This is a genomic window from Stenotrophomonas sp. STEN018, from assembly GCF_056760235.1.
The window spans coordinates 112,697-130,047 of the sequence record NZ_JBRREK010000007.1 but is presented as its reverse complement, the minus strand read 5'-3'; the positions used below and the strand labels follow the sequence as shown (position 1 = coordinate 130,047).

General features: G+C 62.4%; 14 protein-coding genes. 11 read left to right on the top strand and 3 right to left on the bottom strand.

Annotated elements, in window-relative coordinates; all coding sequences use genetic code 11:
- Positions 1 to 111: 111 nt before the first annotated feature.
- Positions 112 to 477 carry a 6-carboxytetrahydropterin synthase QueD gene (queD, locus tag ACVOMB_RS04775; RefSeq protein WP_282272587.1) on the bottom strand — a complete coding sequence of 122 codons (366 nt, stop codon included), beginning with the start codon at positions 475 to 477 and terminating at the stop codon, positions 112 to 114.
- 183 nt (positions 478 to 660) lie between these two features.
- Here queD and ACVOMB_RS04770 point away from each other — a divergent pair, with 183 nt between their 5' ends.
- Together ACVOMB_RS04770 and ACVOMB_RS04765 are read left to right on the top strand one after the other, a co-directional pair.
- Positions 661 to 3,291, top strand: a complete 2,631-nt coding sequence (locus ACVOMB_RS04770) for a TonB-dependent receptor (protein ID WP_481530119.1) — start codon at positions 661 to 663, stop codon at positions 3,289 to 3,291.
- A 212-nt stretch (positions 3,292 to 3,503) separates the two neighbouring features.
- Entirely contained in the window at positions 3,504 to 6,080 is a 2,577-nt protein-coding gene (locus tag ACVOMB_RS04765; protein ID WP_481530118.1) for a M14 family zinc carboxypeptidase, read from the top strand.
- 341 nt (positions 6,081 to 6,421) lie between these two features.
- On the opposite strand, the gene ACVOMB_RS04760 is transcribed toward ACVOMB_RS04765, so the two are convergent.
- On the bottom strand, positions 6,422 to 7,825 hold the full coding sequence (locus ACVOMB_RS04760) for a DEAD/DEAH box helicase (RefSeq protein ID WP_481530117.1): 1,404 nt from the start codon (positions 7,823 to 7,825) through the stop codon (positions 6,422 to 6,424).
- A 15-nt stretch (positions 7,826 to 7,840) separates the two neighbouring features.
- Here ACVOMB_RS04760 and ACVOMB_RS04755 point away from each other — a divergent pair, with 15 nt between their 5' ends.
- From ACVOMB_RS04755 to maiA, 3 genes are all read left to right on the top strand, one after another.
- On the top strand, positions 7,841 to 7,969 hold the full coding sequence (locus tag ACVOMB_RS04755) for a hypothetical protein (RefSeq protein ID WP_481513736.1): 129 nt from the start codon (positions 7,841 to 7,843) through the stop codon (positions 7,967 to 7,969).
- Between the two features lie 228 nt (positions 7,970 to 8,197).
- Positions 8,198 to 9,187, top strand: a complete 990-nt coding sequence (locus ACVOMB_RS04750; protein WP_481530116.1) for a fumarylacetoacetate hydrolase family protein — start codon at positions 8,198 to 8,200, stop codon at positions 9,185 to 9,187.
- A gap of 89 nt (positions 9,188 to 9,276) precedes the next feature.
- Entirely contained in the window at positions 9,277 to 9,933 is a 657-nt protein-coding gene (maiA, locus tag ACVOMB_RS04745) for a maleylacetoacetate isomerase (protein WP_481530115.1), read from the top strand.
- A 240-nt stretch (positions 9,934 to 10,173) separates the two neighbouring features.
- Here the strand turns inward: maiA and ACVOMB_RS04740 are convergent, their stop codons facing one another.
- A complete protein-coding gene (locus ACVOMB_RS04740; protein ID WP_481530114.1) occupies positions 10,174 to 11,304 on the bottom strand; it encodes a PilT/PilU family type 4a pilus ATPase in 1,131 nt (376 codons plus the stop codon).
- A 97-nt stretch (positions 11,305 to 11,401) separates the two neighbouring features.
- Between ACVOMB_RS04740 and ACVOMB_RS04735 the strand changes: the two genes are divergently transcribed.
- From ACVOMB_RS04735 to ACVOMB_RS04710, 6 genes are all read left to right on the top strand, one after another.
- The gene (locus ACVOMB_RS04735; protein ID WP_481530113.1) at positions 11,402 to 11,788 is read left to right on the top strand and encodes a DUF4398 domain-containing protein; all 387 of its coding nucleotides are present in this window, start codon (positions 11,402 to 11,404) and stop codon (positions 11,786 to 11,788) included.
- On the top strand, positions 11,788 to 12,669 hold the full coding sequence (locus ACVOMB_RS04730; protein WP_481530112.1) for an OmpA family protein: 882 nt from the start codon (positions 11,788 to 11,790) through the stop codon (positions 12,667 to 12,669). The genes ACVOMB_RS04735 and ACVOMB_RS04730 overlap by 1 nt, the downstream gene beginning before the upstream one ends.
- A 329-nt stretch (positions 12,670 to 12,998) precedes the next feature.
- Positions 12,999 to 13,217: an HP1242/YdcH family protein gene (locus ACVOMB_RS04725; RefSeq protein WP_481508019.1), complete on the top strand. Its 219-nt coding sequence runs from the start codon at positions 12,999 to 13,001 to the stop codon at positions 13,215 to 13,217.
- Positions 13,218 to 13,397: 180 nt separating this feature from the next.
- Complete coding sequence (locus tag ACVOMB_RS04720; RefSeq protein WP_481530111.1) at positions 13,398 to 14,768, top strand: pyridoxal-phosphate dependent enzyme; 1,371 nt, start codon at positions 13,398 to 13,400, stop codon at positions 14,766 to 14,768.
- Positions 14,769 to 14,853: 85 nt separating this feature from the next.
- Positions 14,854 to 16,038: a cystathionine gamma-synthase gene (locus ACVOMB_RS04715; protein ID WP_481530110.1), complete on the top strand. Its 1,185-nt coding sequence runs from the start codon at positions 14,854 to 14,856 to the stop codon at positions 16,036 to 16,038.
- Positions 16,039 to 16,054: 16 nt separating this feature from the next.
- Positions 16,055 to 17,335: a glycosyltransferase gene (locus ACVOMB_RS04710; protein ID WP_481530109.1), complete on the top strand. Its 1,281-nt coding sequence runs from the start codon at positions 16,055 to 16,057 to the stop codon at positions 17,333 to 17,335.
- Positions 17,336 to 17,351: the final 16 nt, after the last annotated feature.

The window sequence follows — 17,351 nt, the reverse complement described above, 5'->3', positions numbered from 1 at the left end:
CCCCCCCCGCCCCCCCCCCCCCCCCCCCCCCCCCCCCCCCCCCCCGCCCCCCCCCCCCCCCCCCCCCCCCCCCCCCCCCCCCCCCCCCCCCACTACCGCCTACCGCTGCGATCAGGCGGCCTTGTCGCCCTTGTAGCTGCAGCCGGAGGTGCAGGTCTCATGCACCACTACTTCGCTGAGCAGCGGCAGCGCTGGCTTCAGCTTTTCCCAGATCCACATCGCCAGGCGTTCGCTGGTGGGGTTTTCCAGGCCGGGGATGTCGTTGAGGTAGTTGTGGTCGAGCTGGTCGTAGAGCGGCTGGAAGGCGGCCTTCAGATCGCTGAAGTCCATGATCCAGCCGGTCTCCGGGCCGGGTTCGCCGCTGACCCGCAGCTCCACGCGGAACGAGTGGCCATGCAGGCGCGAGCACTTGTGGCCGACCGGAACGTTGGGCAGCCGGTGTGCGGCTTCGAGGGTGAAAACCTTGAAAATATCCATGGGCGCAATTGTAGGGTGCCACCGTCTCCTCGCGTATGCGCCTGTGATGCCAGTCATAATTTCATATCCATCCGGATGGAGCGATGTAACGGATGGTTATGTGCGAATGCAACAAAGTGATTGGCCGGACATTTGACTGTTGTGAGGTACTGCTGGCGTTGTCATTCACCTCTCCCGGACTCCATGCCTACTCGTTCCTTGCTCGCTTTCGCGGTGGCAGCTGCCATCGCTGCTCCCTCCCTCGCCCTGGCCGAAGCCGCTGCCGACGGCAGCAAGACCCTCGATGCAGTGCGCGTCACCGGCTCCAACATCAAGCGCACCGATACTGAAACCGCGAACCCGGTGCAGGTGATCGAACGCCAGCAACTGGAACAGACCGGCAAGGCCAGTGTGGCTGACCTGCTGCGTTCGATCTCCGCCAACACCGGCAACGCCAGCAACGAAACCAGCAACAGCGGCTGGGCCTCCGGCTCGGCCGGCATCGGCCTGCGTGGCCTGTCGCAGAAGAATACGTTGGTGCTGCTCAACGGCCGTCGCCTGGCCAACTACGGTTTCCCGTCTGGTGGTCTGTCGGACACCTTCGTCGATCTCAACGCGCTGCCGCTGGTAGCGGTGGAGCGCATTGAAGTACTGAAGGACGGCGCCTCGGCGGTATACGGCTCCGACGCGGTGGCCGGCGTGGTCAACATCATCACCCGGCAGAATTTTGAAGGTGCCGAAGTCGGCGTCAGTGGCGGTACCTCCGAAGCCGGTGGGCTGGACCAGCAGAACCTCAAGTTCGTTGGCGGCATCGGCGATCTGGACCGCGATGGTTACAACATCCTGGTGTCGCTGGAAGGCTATAACCGGGACCGTCTGGACCAGGATCAGCGCGATCTCACGCGCTCGGGCATCTATACCGACAAGGCAGGTGGTCGCTGGAATGGTTGGTCGGCCAAGGGCGCGCGTTATCTGATCGGCGGCAAGTCGGTGCCGATGCTCGATGCCGCCGGCAACTGCCCGGAAGGCACCGTACTTACCGCGAGCGGCCCGATCGACGGCCTGGCCGGTGACACCTGCGCCTTCAACCAGGCGCCGTACACCACGCTGATCCCGTCGACCAAGCGTTGGCAGGCCTACGTCAATGGCACGCTGCGCATCAACGACTCGGTGGAAGCCTTCGCCGATGTGATCTACAGCGACATCAAGGGCGTGTCCTGGTTCGGCTCCAGTCCGTTTTTCACTCTGGAAAGCGGTCGCTTCGCGCTCAACGCCGATACCGGCCTGGCCGAGCCGGTGCGCTCAACACTGCCGGCGGGCAATCCGTACAACCCGTACGGCGTCGATGTGCCGATCGAATACACCTTCTTCAACCTTGGCGGCACTATCAAGACCAACCGCTCGCGTTCCTATCGTGGCGTGCTGGGCCTGCGCGGGCAGGGCGAGAAGTGGGATTGGGAACTGGGTGCATTCCAGGCTGCCAGCCAACAGCGCGAAACGGTGTCAGGTGGCTTCGCCAACCGCTGGGCGCTGTACGACGCGCTGGCATCAGGCAGCTACAACCTGCTCAAGCCGTCTGCGACTGATCCTGCGGTACTTGCTGCGATTGGGCTGAGCACACTGCGTCCGGCTGATTCGGTGCTCAAGGGTGTAGACGCGAAGGTCTCCGGCACTCTGGGTGAAACCTGGGCCGGCCAGATTGGCTTTGCCGCCGGTGCCGAATGGCGGCAGGAAAAGCTCGATTCCAACAATCCCTGGCAGATCGATGCAGGCCTGCAGGTGCGTCCGGCCATCGCCGAAGTGCACGGCCAGCGCCAGGTCAGCGCCGCCTATGCGGAAGTAAGCGTTCCGCTGCACAGCACGCTGGAACTGCAGGCTGCAGCACGCGCCGATCATTACAGTGACTTCGGCAATGCGTTCTCGCCCAAGCTCGGCCTGCGTTGGCAGCCGCTGGACTGGTTGCTGGTGCGTGCTGCCGCCTCGCGCGGTTTCCGTGCGCCGTCGCTGTCGGAGAACTCGGCATCTACCAGCATCGCGTATGGCTCGGTGGTCGATCCGCATGATCCCGACGTCGCGGGTTCGCGCCAGAACCCGACCTTCTTCACCGTCGGCAATACCAATCTCGATCCGGAGCGCACGCGCAGCTTCAACGCCGGCTTCGTGCTGTCGCCGTGGCAGAACACGAACCTGAGCGTGGATTACTACCGCATCAAGTTGGACAACCTGATCGGCACCGGCAACACCACCACGCTGGTGGCAGAGAACGATCCGGCCAATGTGCTGCGTGATTCGCGCGGCAAGTTGCTGGCGGTCTACAACCGCTACCAGAACCTGAGTGAACTGGAGACTTCCGGTATCGATATCGAGTTGCGTCAGCGTTGGCAGACAGCTGCAGCAGGTGATTTTGGTCTGTCTTCGGCGCTGACCTATGTCATCGACTACAAGCGTCCGCAGGTTGTGGGCGGCCCGCTGGTGGATTACGCCGGCTCCAACCTCGGCCCGTCGTTGCCGGACACCAAGGCCACCACCACGCTGGATTGGGCGTTGGGTGACTGGCGCACCGCGCTGACCTGGTACTACACCAGCAGCTATGACCAGCAAGGTAGCGCCGCCGCCAAGGCCGTGCAGAAGCAGGTTGCCAGTTACAGCCAATTCGATCTGTACCTGGGCTACACCGGCATCGACAAGCTGACCGTCTACGCAAAGGTGCAGAACATCGGCGACCGCCAGCCACCGTACGACGCCACCTTCCCGGGTGTGCGCGCACCGTATGACTTCAGCCAGTACGACCTGCGTGGGCGCTACTACACGCTGGGCTTTGATTACCGCTTCTGATCTGAAAGCCCGCGGTGCTTTAGCCCCTCTCCCGTTCACGGGAGAGGGCAGCTCCTGTAGTGGGGGGGGGGGGGGGGGCGCGGGCAGGTTGGCGGGGTGGCTGGCCGGCGGCCCCCCGCCCCGCCGCTGCGGCGCGCCCCCCCCCCCACTACAGGCCGTGCTGCCAGAAATTATTCGCAACAACGTTCATGCAATAGGGGAGTGCTACATCCATGTCGTTCCGCTTCAAACGTCTGCTGCCAGTCCTGTTGCTGGCAACACTTGTCAGCCTGTCGCCGGCCTACGCCCAGAACAGCTACTACTTCCCCACCGCGCAGCAGTTCGATGCGAAGGTGCCATCGCCGCAACAATTCCTCGGCTACGAGATCGGCAGCCATTACACCCGCCACGACCAGCTGGTGGCCTACTTCAACGAACTGGCGCGGGTCTCGGACAAGGTCAAGGTCGAGGTCATCGGCCAGAGTTACGAGCAGCGCCCGTTGTTGCTGGTAACCATTACTTCGGCACGCAACCATGCGCGCAGCGCCGAGATCGCTGCGCAGCGGCAAGCAATGGTTGATCCCGCGCAGCCATTACCCAGTGCCGATGCACCAGCGGTTGCATGGCTGGGCTATAGCGTGCACGGCAACGAAACATCCAGTGGTGAAGCGGCGATGCTCACCGCCTACTATCTGGCCGCCAACCAGGACGTCGAAACCGCGCGCTGGCTGGACCATGCGGTGGTGGTGATCGATCCGGCACAGAATCCGGATGGGCGTGATCGCGCCGCCAACTGGCATAACGGCTGGGGTTCGCGTCCGCCATCGGCCGACCCGGCGGACAAGGAACACGTCGAGCCCTTCCCGAGTGGCCGCGTCAATCACTACTTCACCGATCTCAATCGCGATTGGCTGGCGCTGGCGCAGGCTGACAGCTGGCCGAAGGTTGCACAATTCCATCGCTGGTACCCGAACATCCAGATCGATTTCCATGAGATGGGCAAGGACAGCACCTACTACTTCGAACCGTCGCCGAAGAGCATGGAAAGCCCGCTGCTGCCCAAGTCCTCGTATGAGGCGAACAGGTGGTTGGCGCGCTTCCATGCCAAGGCCTTGGATGATCTGGGCTCGCTGTATTACACCGGTGAGAACTTCGACAATTTCTCGCCGATCTATGGCTCGACCTATCCGGATTTCCATGGTGCGGTAGGCGTGACCGTGGAGCAGGCCAGTTCGCGTGGCTTGGTGCAGGAATCTGTGAATGGCCCGTTGCATTTCAACTTCACCGTTCGCAACCAGGTGGCGACGGGTTTGGCCAGCGTGCGTGGTGTTGTTGAGGATCGTGATCGTTTGTTTGCACTGCAGAAGGAGTTTTTCCGCAGTGCCTTGAAGCAGGCGGCGGCCTATCCGGTGCATGACTGGGTGTTTGGCGATGCAGCTGATGCCACGTTGACGCGCAAGCTGCTGGGGGTTCTGTTGCAACATCGCATCGAGGTGCATGCACTGGCGCGGGATGTGGAAGTAGATGGCAAGCGCTTCCAGGCCGGTTCGGCCTATGTGGTGCCGGCGCGACAGCCGCAATTCCGACTCGCGCATTCGATCTTCGAGTTCACCCCGGCGGTGAAGGGCGATGTGTTCTACAGCGGTACCTCGTATGCGGTAGCACCTGCTTACGGGCTGCGTTATGCGGGTAGTCGCGGTGCGGTGCCGAGCGGTGCGGTTGTGGATGCGGTCCCCGCAACGCAGGGTGGTATCAGCGGCGGCCGTGCAGGTTTTGCTTATGTGGCCGATGCGCGTGACTTCGGCAGCTACCGTCTGCTGGGCGGTCTACTGCGCGACAACGTGCGGGTGCGCACCGCACATCAGCCGTTTACTGCTGTTACTGCGGCTGGTGATGTGGCGTTTGGCCACGGCGCGGTGGTGATTCCGGTTGCAGGCCAGACGTTGGATGCGGATGTCCTGCAGGCCAAGGTGTTGGCGCGTGCGCAGGAGGCTGGGGTTACGGTCTACGCGTTGGCCAGTGGCCGCGCTGCCAGCGGCATCGATCTGGGTAGCGACAATGTGCGTGTATTGCGCACACCGAGCATAGCCCTGGTGATGGGCGAGGGTGTGTCAGCCACTGAAATTGGTTCGACTTGGTTCTCGTTGGACACCTCGTTGGGCCTGCCGTCGAGCAAGCTGGATCCTGCGCAGCTGGCCAGCGTTGATCTGGCGCGCTATACGTCGATCGTGCTGTCTGGCGGCACCTATGCCAATGTCAGCGATGCTGGTGTGGCTGCGCTGAAGCGCTGGATTGCTGCTGGTGGCTCTTTGGTGGTGTATGGCAGCGGCGCGCGCTGGGCCATCGACAAGGGCCTGGCTGAAGCCAAGCTGCGCGAAGCCGACAAGAAGGATGAGGCTGAGCGTCTGGATTTCGGTACGGTGCGCGATGTGTTCGCGCTGGGCCGGGTCAGCGGCAACATTTTGAGCGCCGATATAGACCCGACTCATCCTTTGGGTTTTGGTGTGCAGCAGCGCCGCATCTGGGTCAACAAGGAAGGCGGGCTGGTGTTCGAGCCGGTGAAGAATGCTTTCCTCAATGTGGTGAACATTGATCGCGAGCCGGTGGTGAATGGCTATCTGTCCGACGCCAATCGTGCACGTGTATCGGGTTCCAGCTATCTGCAGGTGGTGCCGACTGGCAACGGCAACGTGGTTTTGTTTGCCGATGATCCGGCACACCGCAAGTATTGGCATGGCACCGAGCGCTTGTTGCTCAATGCCTTGCTGCAGGCGAACCACCTGAGCACACCGCGCCAGCGCGGGGAGTAAGGCTTTAGCCCCGCAGTGCTCATAGCCCCTCTCCCGCTTGCGGGAGAGGGGTTGGGGTGAGGGAGCGGTGCATAGCACCGTGCTGTTCTGCTTTTCTCGGCCAGTGGGTATGGGTATCGGAAAGGCCAAAAGCCGCCCTCATCCGCCCCTGCGAGGCACCTTCTCCCGTAAACGGGAGAAGGGATAGAACCAGAGCTAAAGCCAAAGCCAAAGCCAAAGCCAAAGCTCAAAGCCAAAGCTCAAAGCCAAAGCTCAAAGCCAAAGCGCAACACCCAGAAACCAGAAAGGCCGACGCAATGCGTCGGCCTTTCTTTGCATCTTATCCCAGCAAAACGCTGGAATCAGGCGCTGGTACGGCTCTGACCACGGCCGCCACCACCGCCACGACGCTGACCACCACCTGGGTGTGCATCACGACGCTGCTGGCCATTGCCGGCATTACGCTGGCCGCCCGGCTTCTGCGGCTGGCCGCCACGGCCGCCGCGCGGTGCATCGCCAGTCGGGCGACGTGCGGCATGGCCGCCGTTGCCGCGACGCGGTGCCTTGTGGCCGCCCGGATGCTCAGCCTTGCCCGGCGCGCTGTTGCCCCAACGAATCGGGGTGTGCGGTTCAAAGCCCGGCACGTCACGGATGTCCATGTCGCGGTCGAGCAGACGCACGATCTGGCGCAGCAGCTTGGCTTCGTCCTGGGCAACCAGCGAGACAGCCTCACCGGTCGAACCGTTACGGCCGGTACGGCCGATACGATGCACGTAATCTTCCGGCACCATCGGCAGGTCGTAGTTGATGACCTTCGGCAGCTCGTTGATGTCGATACCGCGGGCAGCGATATCGGTAGCCACCAGCACGGTCACGCGGCCGGCCTTGAAGTCAGCCAGTGCGCGCAGGCGCTGGCCCTGGCTCTTGTTGCCGTGGATCGCGGCGGTCTTGATACCGGACTTCTCCAGGAAGTCGGCCAGCTTGTCGCAGCCATGCTTGGTGCGGCCGAACACCAGCGTCTGCACGCGGGAGTCTTCAGCCAGCAGGTGCAGCAACAGCTCACGCTTGCGCGCGCCGTCTACCGGGTGCACGCGGTGGGTGATGGTCTCGGCAACGGTGTTCTTCGGCGTGACCTGGATCTGCTCCGGGTTATGCATGAACTCCAGTGCCAGCTGCTTGATGCTCTCTTCAAACGTTGCAGAGAACAGCAGGGTCTGACGGTTCTGGCGCGGCAGCTTGGCCAGGATGCGCTTGATCGAGGGCAGGAAGCCCATGTCGAGCATGCGGTCGGCTTCGTCCAGCACCAGGATTTCGACGCCGGACAGGTCGACGCTGCGACGCTCCAGGTGGTCGATCAGGCGGCCCGGGCAGGCGACCAGCAGGTCGACGCCACGGCGCAGGATGTCCAGCTGGTTGCCCATGCCGACGCCGCCGTAGATGCAGGCGCTGGGGATGCGCAGGTACTTGCTGTAGCCACGCAGGCTGTCATGCACCTGGGTAGCCAGTTCGCGGGTGGGTGCCAGCACCAGGGCGCGCGGGCGGCGCGGGCCATTGCCCACACTCTGCGGCGAGGTGGCCAGGTGCTGCAGCAGCGGCAGGCCGAACGCGGCGGTCTTGCCGGTACCGGTCTGTGCGCCGGCCAGCAGGTCGCGGCCGTCCAGCGCAAGCGGAATGGCCTGCTGCTGGATCGGGGTCGGGTTTTCATAGCCCTGCTCGGCGAGCGCGCGCAGCAGGAAGGGCGCAAGGCCCAGGTTTTCAAACGACATGGAGTACTCCGAAACATGAAGAACGCGCGCCCGAAGGGGCTTGCGTTGCTGATCATTGAAGACCAGCTGATCTCGGAGCGTTCCCGTAAACCGCGCTGCAAGATCTGGATGCAACCAACGCGGTGCGCTGGCTGGAATGCGTGACGATAGGCGTCGGAGTGGGGGCGGGCGGGCGGATGGGCCAGATGGCCGCTGATCCTGCACCGCCGGCGATCCCTGAGGGAAACGGACGGCCGCTGGCAGACCGCGCTAGTCTAAGGGATTGTTTCGGCCGGCACAAAAACGCCCGTTCAGCATTCGGCTGGTGAGGCTGGTGGTAGCTGGCTTATTCATTACAATTGAAACTTATTTCTCCGCAGACTGGACACTCCCATGAAGCTTGGTTCCCTGAAGGATGGCGGCCGCGACGGCACTCTGATCGTGGTTTCGCGTGACCTGACCCGTGCGGTACGGGCCGCTGGCATTGCCGCCACCCTGCAGCAGGCGCTGGAAGACTGGTCCAATCTGGCCCCGCGCCTGAACGCGCTGTCCGAGCAGCTCAATGCCGGCACCGTTGAAGGTGAGTTCGCCGTGGACATGCAGGCGCTGGCCGCGCCGCTGCCGCGCGCCTACGAGTTTGTCGATGGCAGCGCCTATCTGCCGCACGTGGCGCGGGTGCGCAAGGCGCGCGGCGCCGAAGTGCCGGAAAGCTTCTACACCGATCCACTGATGTACCAGGCCACCAGCGCCGGCTTCTACGGCCCGCGCGACTCCGTGAAGGTGATCAGCGAGGACTACGGCATCGATCTGGAAGCCGAGATCGTGGTCATCACCGATGACGTGCCGATGGCGGTGACGCCGGCGCAGGCCGCTGGCCACATTCAATTGGTCGGTCTGGTCAACGACGTCAGCCTGCGCAACCTGATCCCGGGCGAACTGGCCAAGGGCTTCGGCTTCCTGCAGTCCAAGCCGCGCTCGGCGCTGAGCCCGGTGTTCGTTACCCCGGACGAGCTGGGCGCTGCCTGGCAGGACAGCAAGCTGCATCTGCCGCTGGTGACCCACATCAATGGCAAGTGGTTCGGCGCGCCGGAAGCTGGCGTGGACATGCAGTTCAACTTCGCCCAGTTGGTTGCACATGCGGCCAAGACCCGTCCGTTGTCGGCTGGCGCGATTGTCGGCTCGGGCACGATTGCCAATGAAGACACCGCACTTGGCGCATCCTGCTTCGCCGAGCAGCGCACCGTCGAGACCCTGCGCGATGGCAAGCCGTCGACGCCGTTCATGAGTTTTGGTGATGTGGTTCACATTGAGATGCTGGACCGTGACGGCGCCAGCATTTTTGGTGCGATTGAACAGCGCATCGAGCAGGCTTCGCGTCCCTGATAAAACGGTTCGCGTGTTGACTGTGCTGGTGGTGAAGGAATCCTCACCGCCAGCCGCTATTGTGCTGGCAGGTGATGGGGGAATCTGACATGGAAGCAGGGCTGACGCTCTATAGTTATTGGCGCTCAAGTGCCGCGTATCGCGTGCGCATCGGCTTGAACCTGAAGGGCTTGGAGTACGCGCTCACGCCAGTACATCTGGTGCGTGATGGCGGCCAACAGCATGCGCCGGATTACGCTGCATTGAACCCGCAGGAGCTGGTGCCGACGCTGCGTCATGGCGAGCGTGTACTGACCCAGTCGCTGGCGATTCTTGAGTACCTGGACGAGGTTTTCCCCGAGCCAGCCCTGTTGCCGGCGGATGCGGGTGGCCGTGCACGCGTGCGTGCATTGGCGCAGCAGGTGGCCTGCGACATCCATCCCTTGAACAACCTGCGGGTGATGCAGTTTTTTGACCGCGAATGGAATGTGCCGCAGCCCGAGCGCGACGAATGGACGCTGCATTGGATGCGGGTTGGTTTTGCCTCGCTGGAGGCGATGCTGGCAGGTTCGTTCGATACTGGCCGTTATTGCCATGGCGCCGAGCCCGGTCTGGCCGACTGCTGCCTGGTGCCGCAGCTGTACAACGCCCGTCGCTTCCATCTGGACCTGACCCCGTATCCGACCTTGCAGCGGATTGAAGAAGCCTGCCTGGCGCTGCCGGCATTTGATGCAGCCCGCCCGGAAAACCAGATCGACGCGGTTTAGCCCGGCTGGTGGGTGTAGGAGCGGCGTAAGCCGCGAAGCGGATATGCCATGTAGGAGCGGCGTAAGCCGCGAAGCCGGTATTGCATCCGAAGCAGCAGATGACCCAATGCCCGACGAAGCTGCAGCCCGGATCCATCAGTAGCTTCGCGGCTTACGCCGCTCCTACAAAAGCCTGGGTCTACTCGGCTCTGAAGCAAGAAGCCCCGCAATGCGGGGCTTCTTGTCGCACGAAACGCCTGCTCAGAACCCGTGCGTGATCGCCGCAGGCACCGACACCGCAAAATCCGCATACGGATCATGTTCGCCACTGCCACCTTCGGAGAGGCGGAACTTCAGCGCCAGACCATCGCGTGAGTCGGCTGCGCGCAGCGCTTCCTCCTGCTCGATGATGCCGTCCTTGGCCATACGGAACAGGCACTGGTCAAAGCTCTGCATGCCTTCTTCCAGCGACTCTTCCATCGCCTGCTTGATGGTGTGGACTTCGCCACGGCGCAGCAGGTCACGGATCATCGGCGTGTTGAGCAGCACCTCGGTCGCCGGGCGGCGGCGACCGTCCTTGCCCTTGACCAGACGCTGTGAAACCACCGCGCGCAGGTTCAGCGACAAGTTCATCAAGACGTTCTTGTGCGCGCTTTCCGGGAAGAAGTTGAGGATGCGCTCGATGGTCTGGTCGGCGTTGTTGGAGTGCAGCGTGGCCAGGCAGAGGTGTCCGGTTTCGGCGAAGGCGATGGCTGCCTCCATGGTCTCGGCGTCCAGGATTTCGCCGATAAGGATCACATCCGGCGCCTCACGCATCGCGTTCTTCAGCGCGTTGTGGAAGGCGTGGGTATCCAGGCCGACTTCGCGCTGGTTGACGATGGACTGCTTGTGCTTGTGCAGGAACTCGATCGGGTCCTCGATGGTGAGGATGTGTCCGGTCGAGGTGCTGTTGCGGTGGTCGATCATCGAGGCCAGCGAGGTCGACTTGCCCGAGCCGGTCGAACCGACTACCAGTACCAGCCCGCGCGGGGTCATGATCACGTCCTTCAGCACCTGCGGGAGGTTGAGCTCCTCGATGCTGGGGATGCGGCTCTTGATCGCACGGATCACCATGCCAACTTCGCCGCGCTGCTTGAACACGTTGACGCGGAAACGTCCGGCATCAGCCAACGCGATGGCCATGTTCAGTTCCAGGTCGCGCTCGAACTGCGGCACCTGGCCTTCGTCCATCAGCGAATAGGCGATTTTCTTGACCATCCCCGGTGGCAGACCGGTATTGCCCAGCGGGTACAGCTTGCCTTCAATCTTGATGTAAACCGGCGCTCCGGTCGTCAAAAACATGTCCGAAGCGTTCTTTTCGGTCATCAGCTTCAAGAAATAGCCGATATCCATGCGAAATTTTCCCCAACAAACGGCGGCGTGCCGTTGCAAGCACGCCTCTGGCTTGACCACAATGGCCGCGCTCAGTCACCCAAGCCACGGCTCCCCAATGAAATCTAGCTTCGCACAATTGAGACTATTCCTGTGTGCTACCGCCTGCACATTCGTGCTATGCGGCAGTGCGCTGGCGCAGGATCCAGGCGCAATGGAATTGCTTGCCGCACAACAGGCGGTGGAAAAGGCCGATCGCGCCGACGCTGACCAGTACGCGCCGGACACGATGGCGATGGCCCGCCAGCAGCTGGGTCAGGCCCAGCAGGCTGCGAGTGACCGCCGGCTGCGCAAACAGGCACCAATCTTGGCGCTGCGCGCTGCCGCCGATGCCGATCTGGCGCGTGCGCAGAGCGAGGAAGCGGTCGCACAGGCCCAGCTGGCCCAGCGCAAGGCCGAGGTAGCGCAGCTGCAACGCCAGTTGGCGACAGGGGAGGGACGCTGATGCGGATCAGGAATCTGGTGGTTGTCGGCCTGTTGGCCATGCCCTTGTCGGCGCTGGCGGCGGAAGACCCGGCGGTGGGTGCCCTGAGTCACCGGCTGATGGTGCTGCAGGCCGATATGGCCACCGCCGATGTGGCTTCGTTCGAGAAGCTGCAGGCCCAGCAAGCCATCGCAGCGTTGGCCAAGGCCAAGCGCAAGGAGCTGGACGATGCCCGTTATCTGGCTGAGCGTCGCGTCGCCATTGCCGAGGCGGCCAGCCGCACGGCGCTGGCGCGGCGCGAGGTGGACGAGCTGGAGCGGACCCGCAGCGAGTTGCTGATCGAGGCCAGCCGCCGCGATGCCGCCCGTGCCCGTCAGGAAGCAGAGCAATTGCGGGTACAGACCCAGATCCAGGCCGAAGAGGCCGAGCGCCTGCGCCTGGCCGCCGAAGCCGAGACGTTGGCCCGCCAGGATGCGGAAACCGCGCTGACCAACGTTGCCGGCCGTCAGCAGCAGCGTTTGAGTGCGGCCCAGCAGAACGCGGCCAAGCTGGCCCGCGAAGAGGCCGAGTTGGTCTCCGGGCAGAAGCTGCCGGCCTCCAAGTTTGATGGTCGGGGTGAGGTCTACACCTTTGCCGGCGATGCGTTCGCGGCGGGCCAGGCTGCACTGTCCGGCGGCGCCCGCAACCAGGCCAAGGCGCTGGCCGAATACCTGAACATCGGCAAGAAAGGCCGGGTGGTGATCGAGGCCTATGACAGCGCCAACGGCGTTGGTCAGCGGCGCGCACAGGCGCTCAAGGACGCGCTGGTGGCGGGCGGCGTTGCCGCCAGCCGGATCCAGGTGACGGGCAAGAAAGCAGCCTCCACCCGGGCCCGTTCAGCGGAAGTTATTATCGCCCCGTGACAAACTTAAATGGCTGAACTTGTTAGGTTTTTGTCATTCGCGCGAGACTGAATGTGGCGTGGTTTGGATATTCAGCAAACGTTCCCGTGCAGCCCTTGCCGGAACCTTTTTGCAGGCGTAGGGTCAATTGTCCGGGCGGCACTCTCGTCGCCCGGACAACGGAGGGCCGAGCCGGTGCAAGCGTGGCGCGAACCAGTAACCGATAGCTCCTGGCAGGTTGGCCGGAAGACGGTTGGTGGTGCCACAGTGGGCAGGTCCGGCTTTCCAATCCAGCAACGCCCCGTGCCGTCAGGCCGGGGCGTTCTTGTTTCTGCATGAAGGAGGTAGTCATGTTCGAAGGGCAGCCGCAGAGTGAAATCGACGCATTGGCCAAGGCCAACCCGGAGTTCAAGCAGCTCTACCAACAGCATAAGAAGCTGAACAAGAAATGCATGGACGCGGAGCTGGGTGTACTCCCGATTGATGGGGTCACCTTGGGACAGATGAAACGGGAAAAACTGCTGGCCAAGCAGAAGCTCCTGCGGATTTACGAAAACAGCATCAACTGAACCTTCCCCACGCTAGACCGTTTATGTCGCGGACGGTGGCGGCCTCCTCGTCGGCCGCCATTGTCCGCGTCACTTGCTAGCGTGGTTACAGTGTCTGAAGGTGTGAATGCCTGACTTTCTTACACAACCATCGGATAATCATCGGTCCGGCCGCTGTGCGGCGCGATCTGAATCAAACCGATGCCCATCCATTCCTCCATTCTCGAACTCATTGGCAATACGCCAATCATCAAGGCGCAGCGTCTGGATGCAGGCGTGTGCGAGCTGTATCTCAAGATGGAGAGCGCCAACCCAGGTGGGTCGATCAAGGACCGTATTGGCTTGTCGATGATCGAGGCGGCCGAGAAGCGTGGCGATCTCAAGCCAGGCGCGACGCTGGTGGAAGGCACCGCCGGCAATACCGGTCTGGGTCTGGCGCTGGTGGCGCAGCAGAAGGGTTATAAGCTCATTCTGGTTGTACCGGACAAGATGAGCCGGGAAAAGATCTTCAACCTCAAGGCCATGGGCGCCGAGGTGGTGCTGACCCGTTCGGACGTGGCCAAGGGCCACCCGGAGTACTACCAGGATCTGGCCAAGACCGTCGCCGACCGTACCCCGGGCGCCTACTTCATCAACCAGTTCGGCAACCCGGACAACCCGGCCGCGCATGAATTCGGTACCGGTCCGGAAATCATCGAGCAGATGGGCGGTGACCTGGACGCCATCGTGTTCGGCTGCGGTAGCTCCGGCACCATGACCGGCCTGTCGCGCGCCTTTGCCAAACTTTCGCCCAAGACCGAGCTGGTGTTGGCCGACCCGGTCGGGTCGATTCTGGCCGAGTACATCAACGAGGGCACCCTGAACGAGAAGTCCGGCAGCTGGCTGGTGGAGGGTATCGGCGAAGATTTCCTGCCGGATATCGCCGATTTCAGCCGGGTCAAGAAGGCTTACGCCATCAGCGACGCCGAGAGCTTCCACACCGCGCGTGAGCTGCTGGGCAAGGAGGGCATCCTCGGTGGCTCGTCCACCGGCACCCTGCTGGCCGCCGCACTGAAGTACTGCTGCGAGCAGACCACGCCGAAGAAGGTGTTGGTGCTGGTGCCGGATACCGGCAACAAGTACCTGTCCAAGATGTACAACGACTACTGGATGCTGGACAACGGCTTCCTGGAACGCCCGCAGTTCGGCGACCTGCGCGACCTGATCCTGCGCCCGTACAGCCAGCGCGACACCGTGGTGGTGGGCCCGAAGGACCTGCTGACCACCGCCTACCAGCGCATGAAGCTGTACGACGTGTCGCAGCTGCCGGTGATGGATGGCAGCCAGTTGGTCGGCATCATCGACGAAAGTGACGTGCTGCTGCACGTTTATGGCGATGAAGCCCGCTTCCGCGACCCGGTCTCGGTGGCCATGGTCAGCAAGCTCGACCGTTTGGACGTCAAATCGCCGATCGAAGCACTGTTGCCGGTGTTTGACCGCGGCCAGGTGGCAATCATCACCGATGGTGACGCATTCCTCGGCTTGATCACCCGCATCGACCTGTTGAACTACCTGCGTCGCCGGGTTCAGTAATTCCTGGCACGGCCCCTCATAATGGCGGGCTACGGTAGATTCAGACACCACTGATAGAATTTCGCCCCTTTAGCTGGAAGCCCTCATGACGGATCAGCATTCACGCAGCCAGGATGGCGAGCGCGCCTTGTCGCTTGCCACCTTGGCCATCCACGGCGGGCAGTCGCCTGACCCCAGCACCGGCGCAGTAATGCCGCCGATTTACGCCACCTCGACCTATGCACAGTCCAGCCCGGGTGAGCATCAGGGTTTCGAGTACTCGCGCACGCATAACCCGACCCGCTTCGCTTACGAGCGCTGCGTGGCCTCGCTGGAAGGCGGTACGCGTGGTTTCGCCTTCGCCTCGGGCATGGCGGCCAGTTCCACCGTGATCGAGCTGCTGGATGCAGGCAGCCACGTGGTGGCGATGGATGACATCTACGGCGGCAGCTTCCGCCTGTTCGAGCGTGTGCGTCGCCGCACCGCCGCATTGGACTTCAGCTTCGTCGACCTGACCGATCTGGCTGCGTTCGAAGCGTCGATCACGCCGAAGACCAAGATGCTGTGGATCGAGACCCCGACCAACCCGATGTTGAAGATCGTCGACATCGCCGCGGTGGCCGCCATCGCCAAGCGTCACGGTCTTATCGTGGTGGTGGACAACACCTTCGCCTCGCCGATGTTGCAGCGTCCACTGGAGCTGGGAGCGGACCTGGTGCTGCATTCGGCCACCAAGTACCTGAACGGCCACTCCGACATGGTCGGCGGCATGGTAGTGGTCGGCGACAACGCTGAGCTAGCCGAGCAGATGGCCTTCCTGCAGAACTCCATCGGTGGCGTGCAGGGCCCGTTCGACAGCTTCCTGGCCCTGCGTGGCCTGAAGACCCTGCCGCTGCGCATGAAGGCGCATTGCGCCAACGCGATGGAACTGGCCACCTGGCTGGAAACCCATCCTGCCGTTGAGAAGGTGATCTACCCGGGCCTGGCCTCGCACCCGCAGCATGCATTGGCGGGCAAGCAGATGGCCGGCTACGGCGGCATCGTCTCGATCGTGCTCAAAGGCGGTTTCGAAGCCGCCAAGCGTTTCTGCGAGCGTACCGAACTGTTCACCCTGGCCGAGTCCCTCGGCGGCGTGGAAAGCCTGGTCAACCACCCGGCGGTGATGACCCACGCCTCCATTCCTGTGGCTCGCCGCGAACAGCTGGGCATCAGTGATGCGCTGGTGCGGTTGAGTGTGGGGATTGAGGATGTTGAGGATTTGCGTGGGGATCTGGAATGGGCTCTTCAGTAAAGCAGGCAGGCTCAGCTTGAACCGGCAGGCCTCGGAAGAACATAAGCGCCCTTGGCGGATTTTGCGTGCGTTCAGATCTTGGCTGTCCCAGAAGTGGATCGGCCGGGAGTTGGCGCGTTTTAAGTTTTCGGCGTTGCCTCGCATAAAGAACCTCACCCCTGACGATTCAGTACAGAGGGTATTTCCACCGGTTGATGTAAACCTGGGGCCGGGGGTGAACATCTACGGATACCTCTATGGTGAGTTCGGCTTGGGTGAGACATCGAGGCGGTATTCCGAGGCGCTGTTGGGCGCCGGTTACCCGGTGGCATTGATCGATGCAGGTATTGATATCCCGCATTCGTGCGGAGATCGTCGATTGTCTACGCTGGTGTCGGATATGCCTGTTCACCCGGTGAATATCGTGTTTGTAAATCCGGATCACTTCCAGGAAGTGCAGTCCAAGCTGCGGCCGGGCGGTTATACGATCGGTTTCTGGTTCTGGGAGCTTGACGTCATTCCAGACGGTTGGCTGGCGGCGCTGGATAGCGTGGACGAAGTGTGGGTTGCCACCGATTTCATCGAGAGGGCCTTCCGTCGAATAACCGACAAGCCTGTGGTTCGCGTTCCGCATCCAATAAGTACTGCCGCCGCAATGCATGTGTCACGTGCGGATTTCGATCTGGACGCGGACGCATTTGTCTTCCTCTGTACCTTTGATTTCAATTCATCAATCCACCGCAAGAACCCTTATGCGGTATTGGATGCGTTTAAATTGGCTTTTCCGAAGGGGTCGGAGAAGGTCCAGCTTGTTCTGAAAAGTAGTAACGGCCATCGTCATATGCATGAGCTTCGCAAGCTCCATCAGTATGCGAGGGGGGATGGGCGCGTATTGATTCGCGATCAAGTCCTGACGGTTTGGCAGCTGCGTGCTTTGCAACAGACAGCCGATGCCTATGTCTCACTGCATCGTGCCGAGGGCCTGGGGCTTGGGATGGCGGAATGCATGGCCATGGGTAAGCCGGTGATTGGTACTGCCTGGTCGGGAAACCTCGATTTCATGAACGCGGAAAACAGTTGCCTAGTGCCTTGTCGCCTGGTTTCAATTCGGCAGGGGCAGTATCTGCATGCGGGAAACGGTGTATGGGCTGAGGCAGATATAGGCGTTGCTGCGAATTGGATGCGGCTCCTTGCCTCGTCGCCGGAGGTTGTTGCTGGAAAAGGGGCGATTGCCCGGATGGAAGTCACGGGGTCCATGAGCGCTGTGGGGGCGGCTGAGGCAATGATTGCTCGGCTGCGTTCGCTGCGACTAGTGTGAATTCGATTAATTAATG

Excerpts from the sequence above, each read along its gene's own strand:
- queD (WP_282272587.1), bottom strand. The coding sequence starts at position 477 with ATGGATATTTTCAAGGTTTTCACCCTCGAAGCCGCACACCGGCTGCCC.
- ACVOMB_RS04770 (WP_481530119.1), top strand. The coding sequence starts at position 661 with ATGCCTACTCGTTCCTTGCTCGCTTTCGCGGTGGCAGCTGCCATCGCT.
- ACVOMB_RS04765 (WP_481530118.1), top strand. The coding sequence starts at position 3,504 with ATGTCGTTCCGCTTCAAACGTCTGCTGCCAGTCCTGTTGCTGGCAACA.
- ACVOMB_RS04760 (WP_481530117.1), bottom strand. The coding sequence starts at position 7,825 with ATGTCGTTTGAAAACCTGGGCCTTGCGCCCTTCCTGCTGCGCGCGCTC.
- ACVOMB_RS04755 (WP_481513736.1), top strand. The coding sequence starts at position 7,841 with ATGAAGAACGCGCGCCCGAAGGGGCTTGCGTTGCTGATCATTGAAGAC.
- ACVOMB_RS04750 (WP_481530116.1), top strand. The coding sequence starts at position 8,198 with ATGAAGCTTGGTTCCCTGAAGGATGGCGGCCGCGACGGCACTCTGATC.
- maiA (WP_481530115.1), top strand. The coding sequence starts at position 9,277 with ATGGAAGCAGGGCTGACGCTCTATAGTTATTGGCGCTCAAGTGCCGCG.
- ACVOMB_RS04740 (WP_481530114.1), bottom strand. The coding sequence starts at position 11,304 with ATGGATATCGGCTATTTCTTGAAGCTGATGACCGAAAAGAACGCTTCG.
- ACVOMB_RS04735 (WP_481530113.1), top strand. The coding sequence starts at position 11,402 with ATGAAATCTAGCTTCGCACAATTGAGACTATTCCTGTGTGCTACCGCC.
- ACVOMB_RS04730 (WP_481530112.1), top strand. The coding sequence starts at position 11,788 with ATGCGGATCAGGAATCTGGTGGTTGTCGGCCTGTTGGCCATGCCCTTG.
- ACVOMB_RS04725 (WP_481508019.1), top strand. The coding sequence starts at position 12,999 with ATGTTCGAAGGGCAGCCGCAGAGTGAAATCGACGCATTGGCCAAGGCC.
- ACVOMB_RS04720 (WP_481530111.1), top strand. The coding sequence starts at position 13,398 with ATGCCCATCCATTCCTCCATTCTCGAACTCATTGGCAATACGCCAATC.
- ACVOMB_RS04715 (WP_481530110.1), top strand. The coding sequence starts at position 14,854 with ATGACGGATCAGCATTCACGCAGCCAGGATGGCGAGCGCGCCTTGTCG.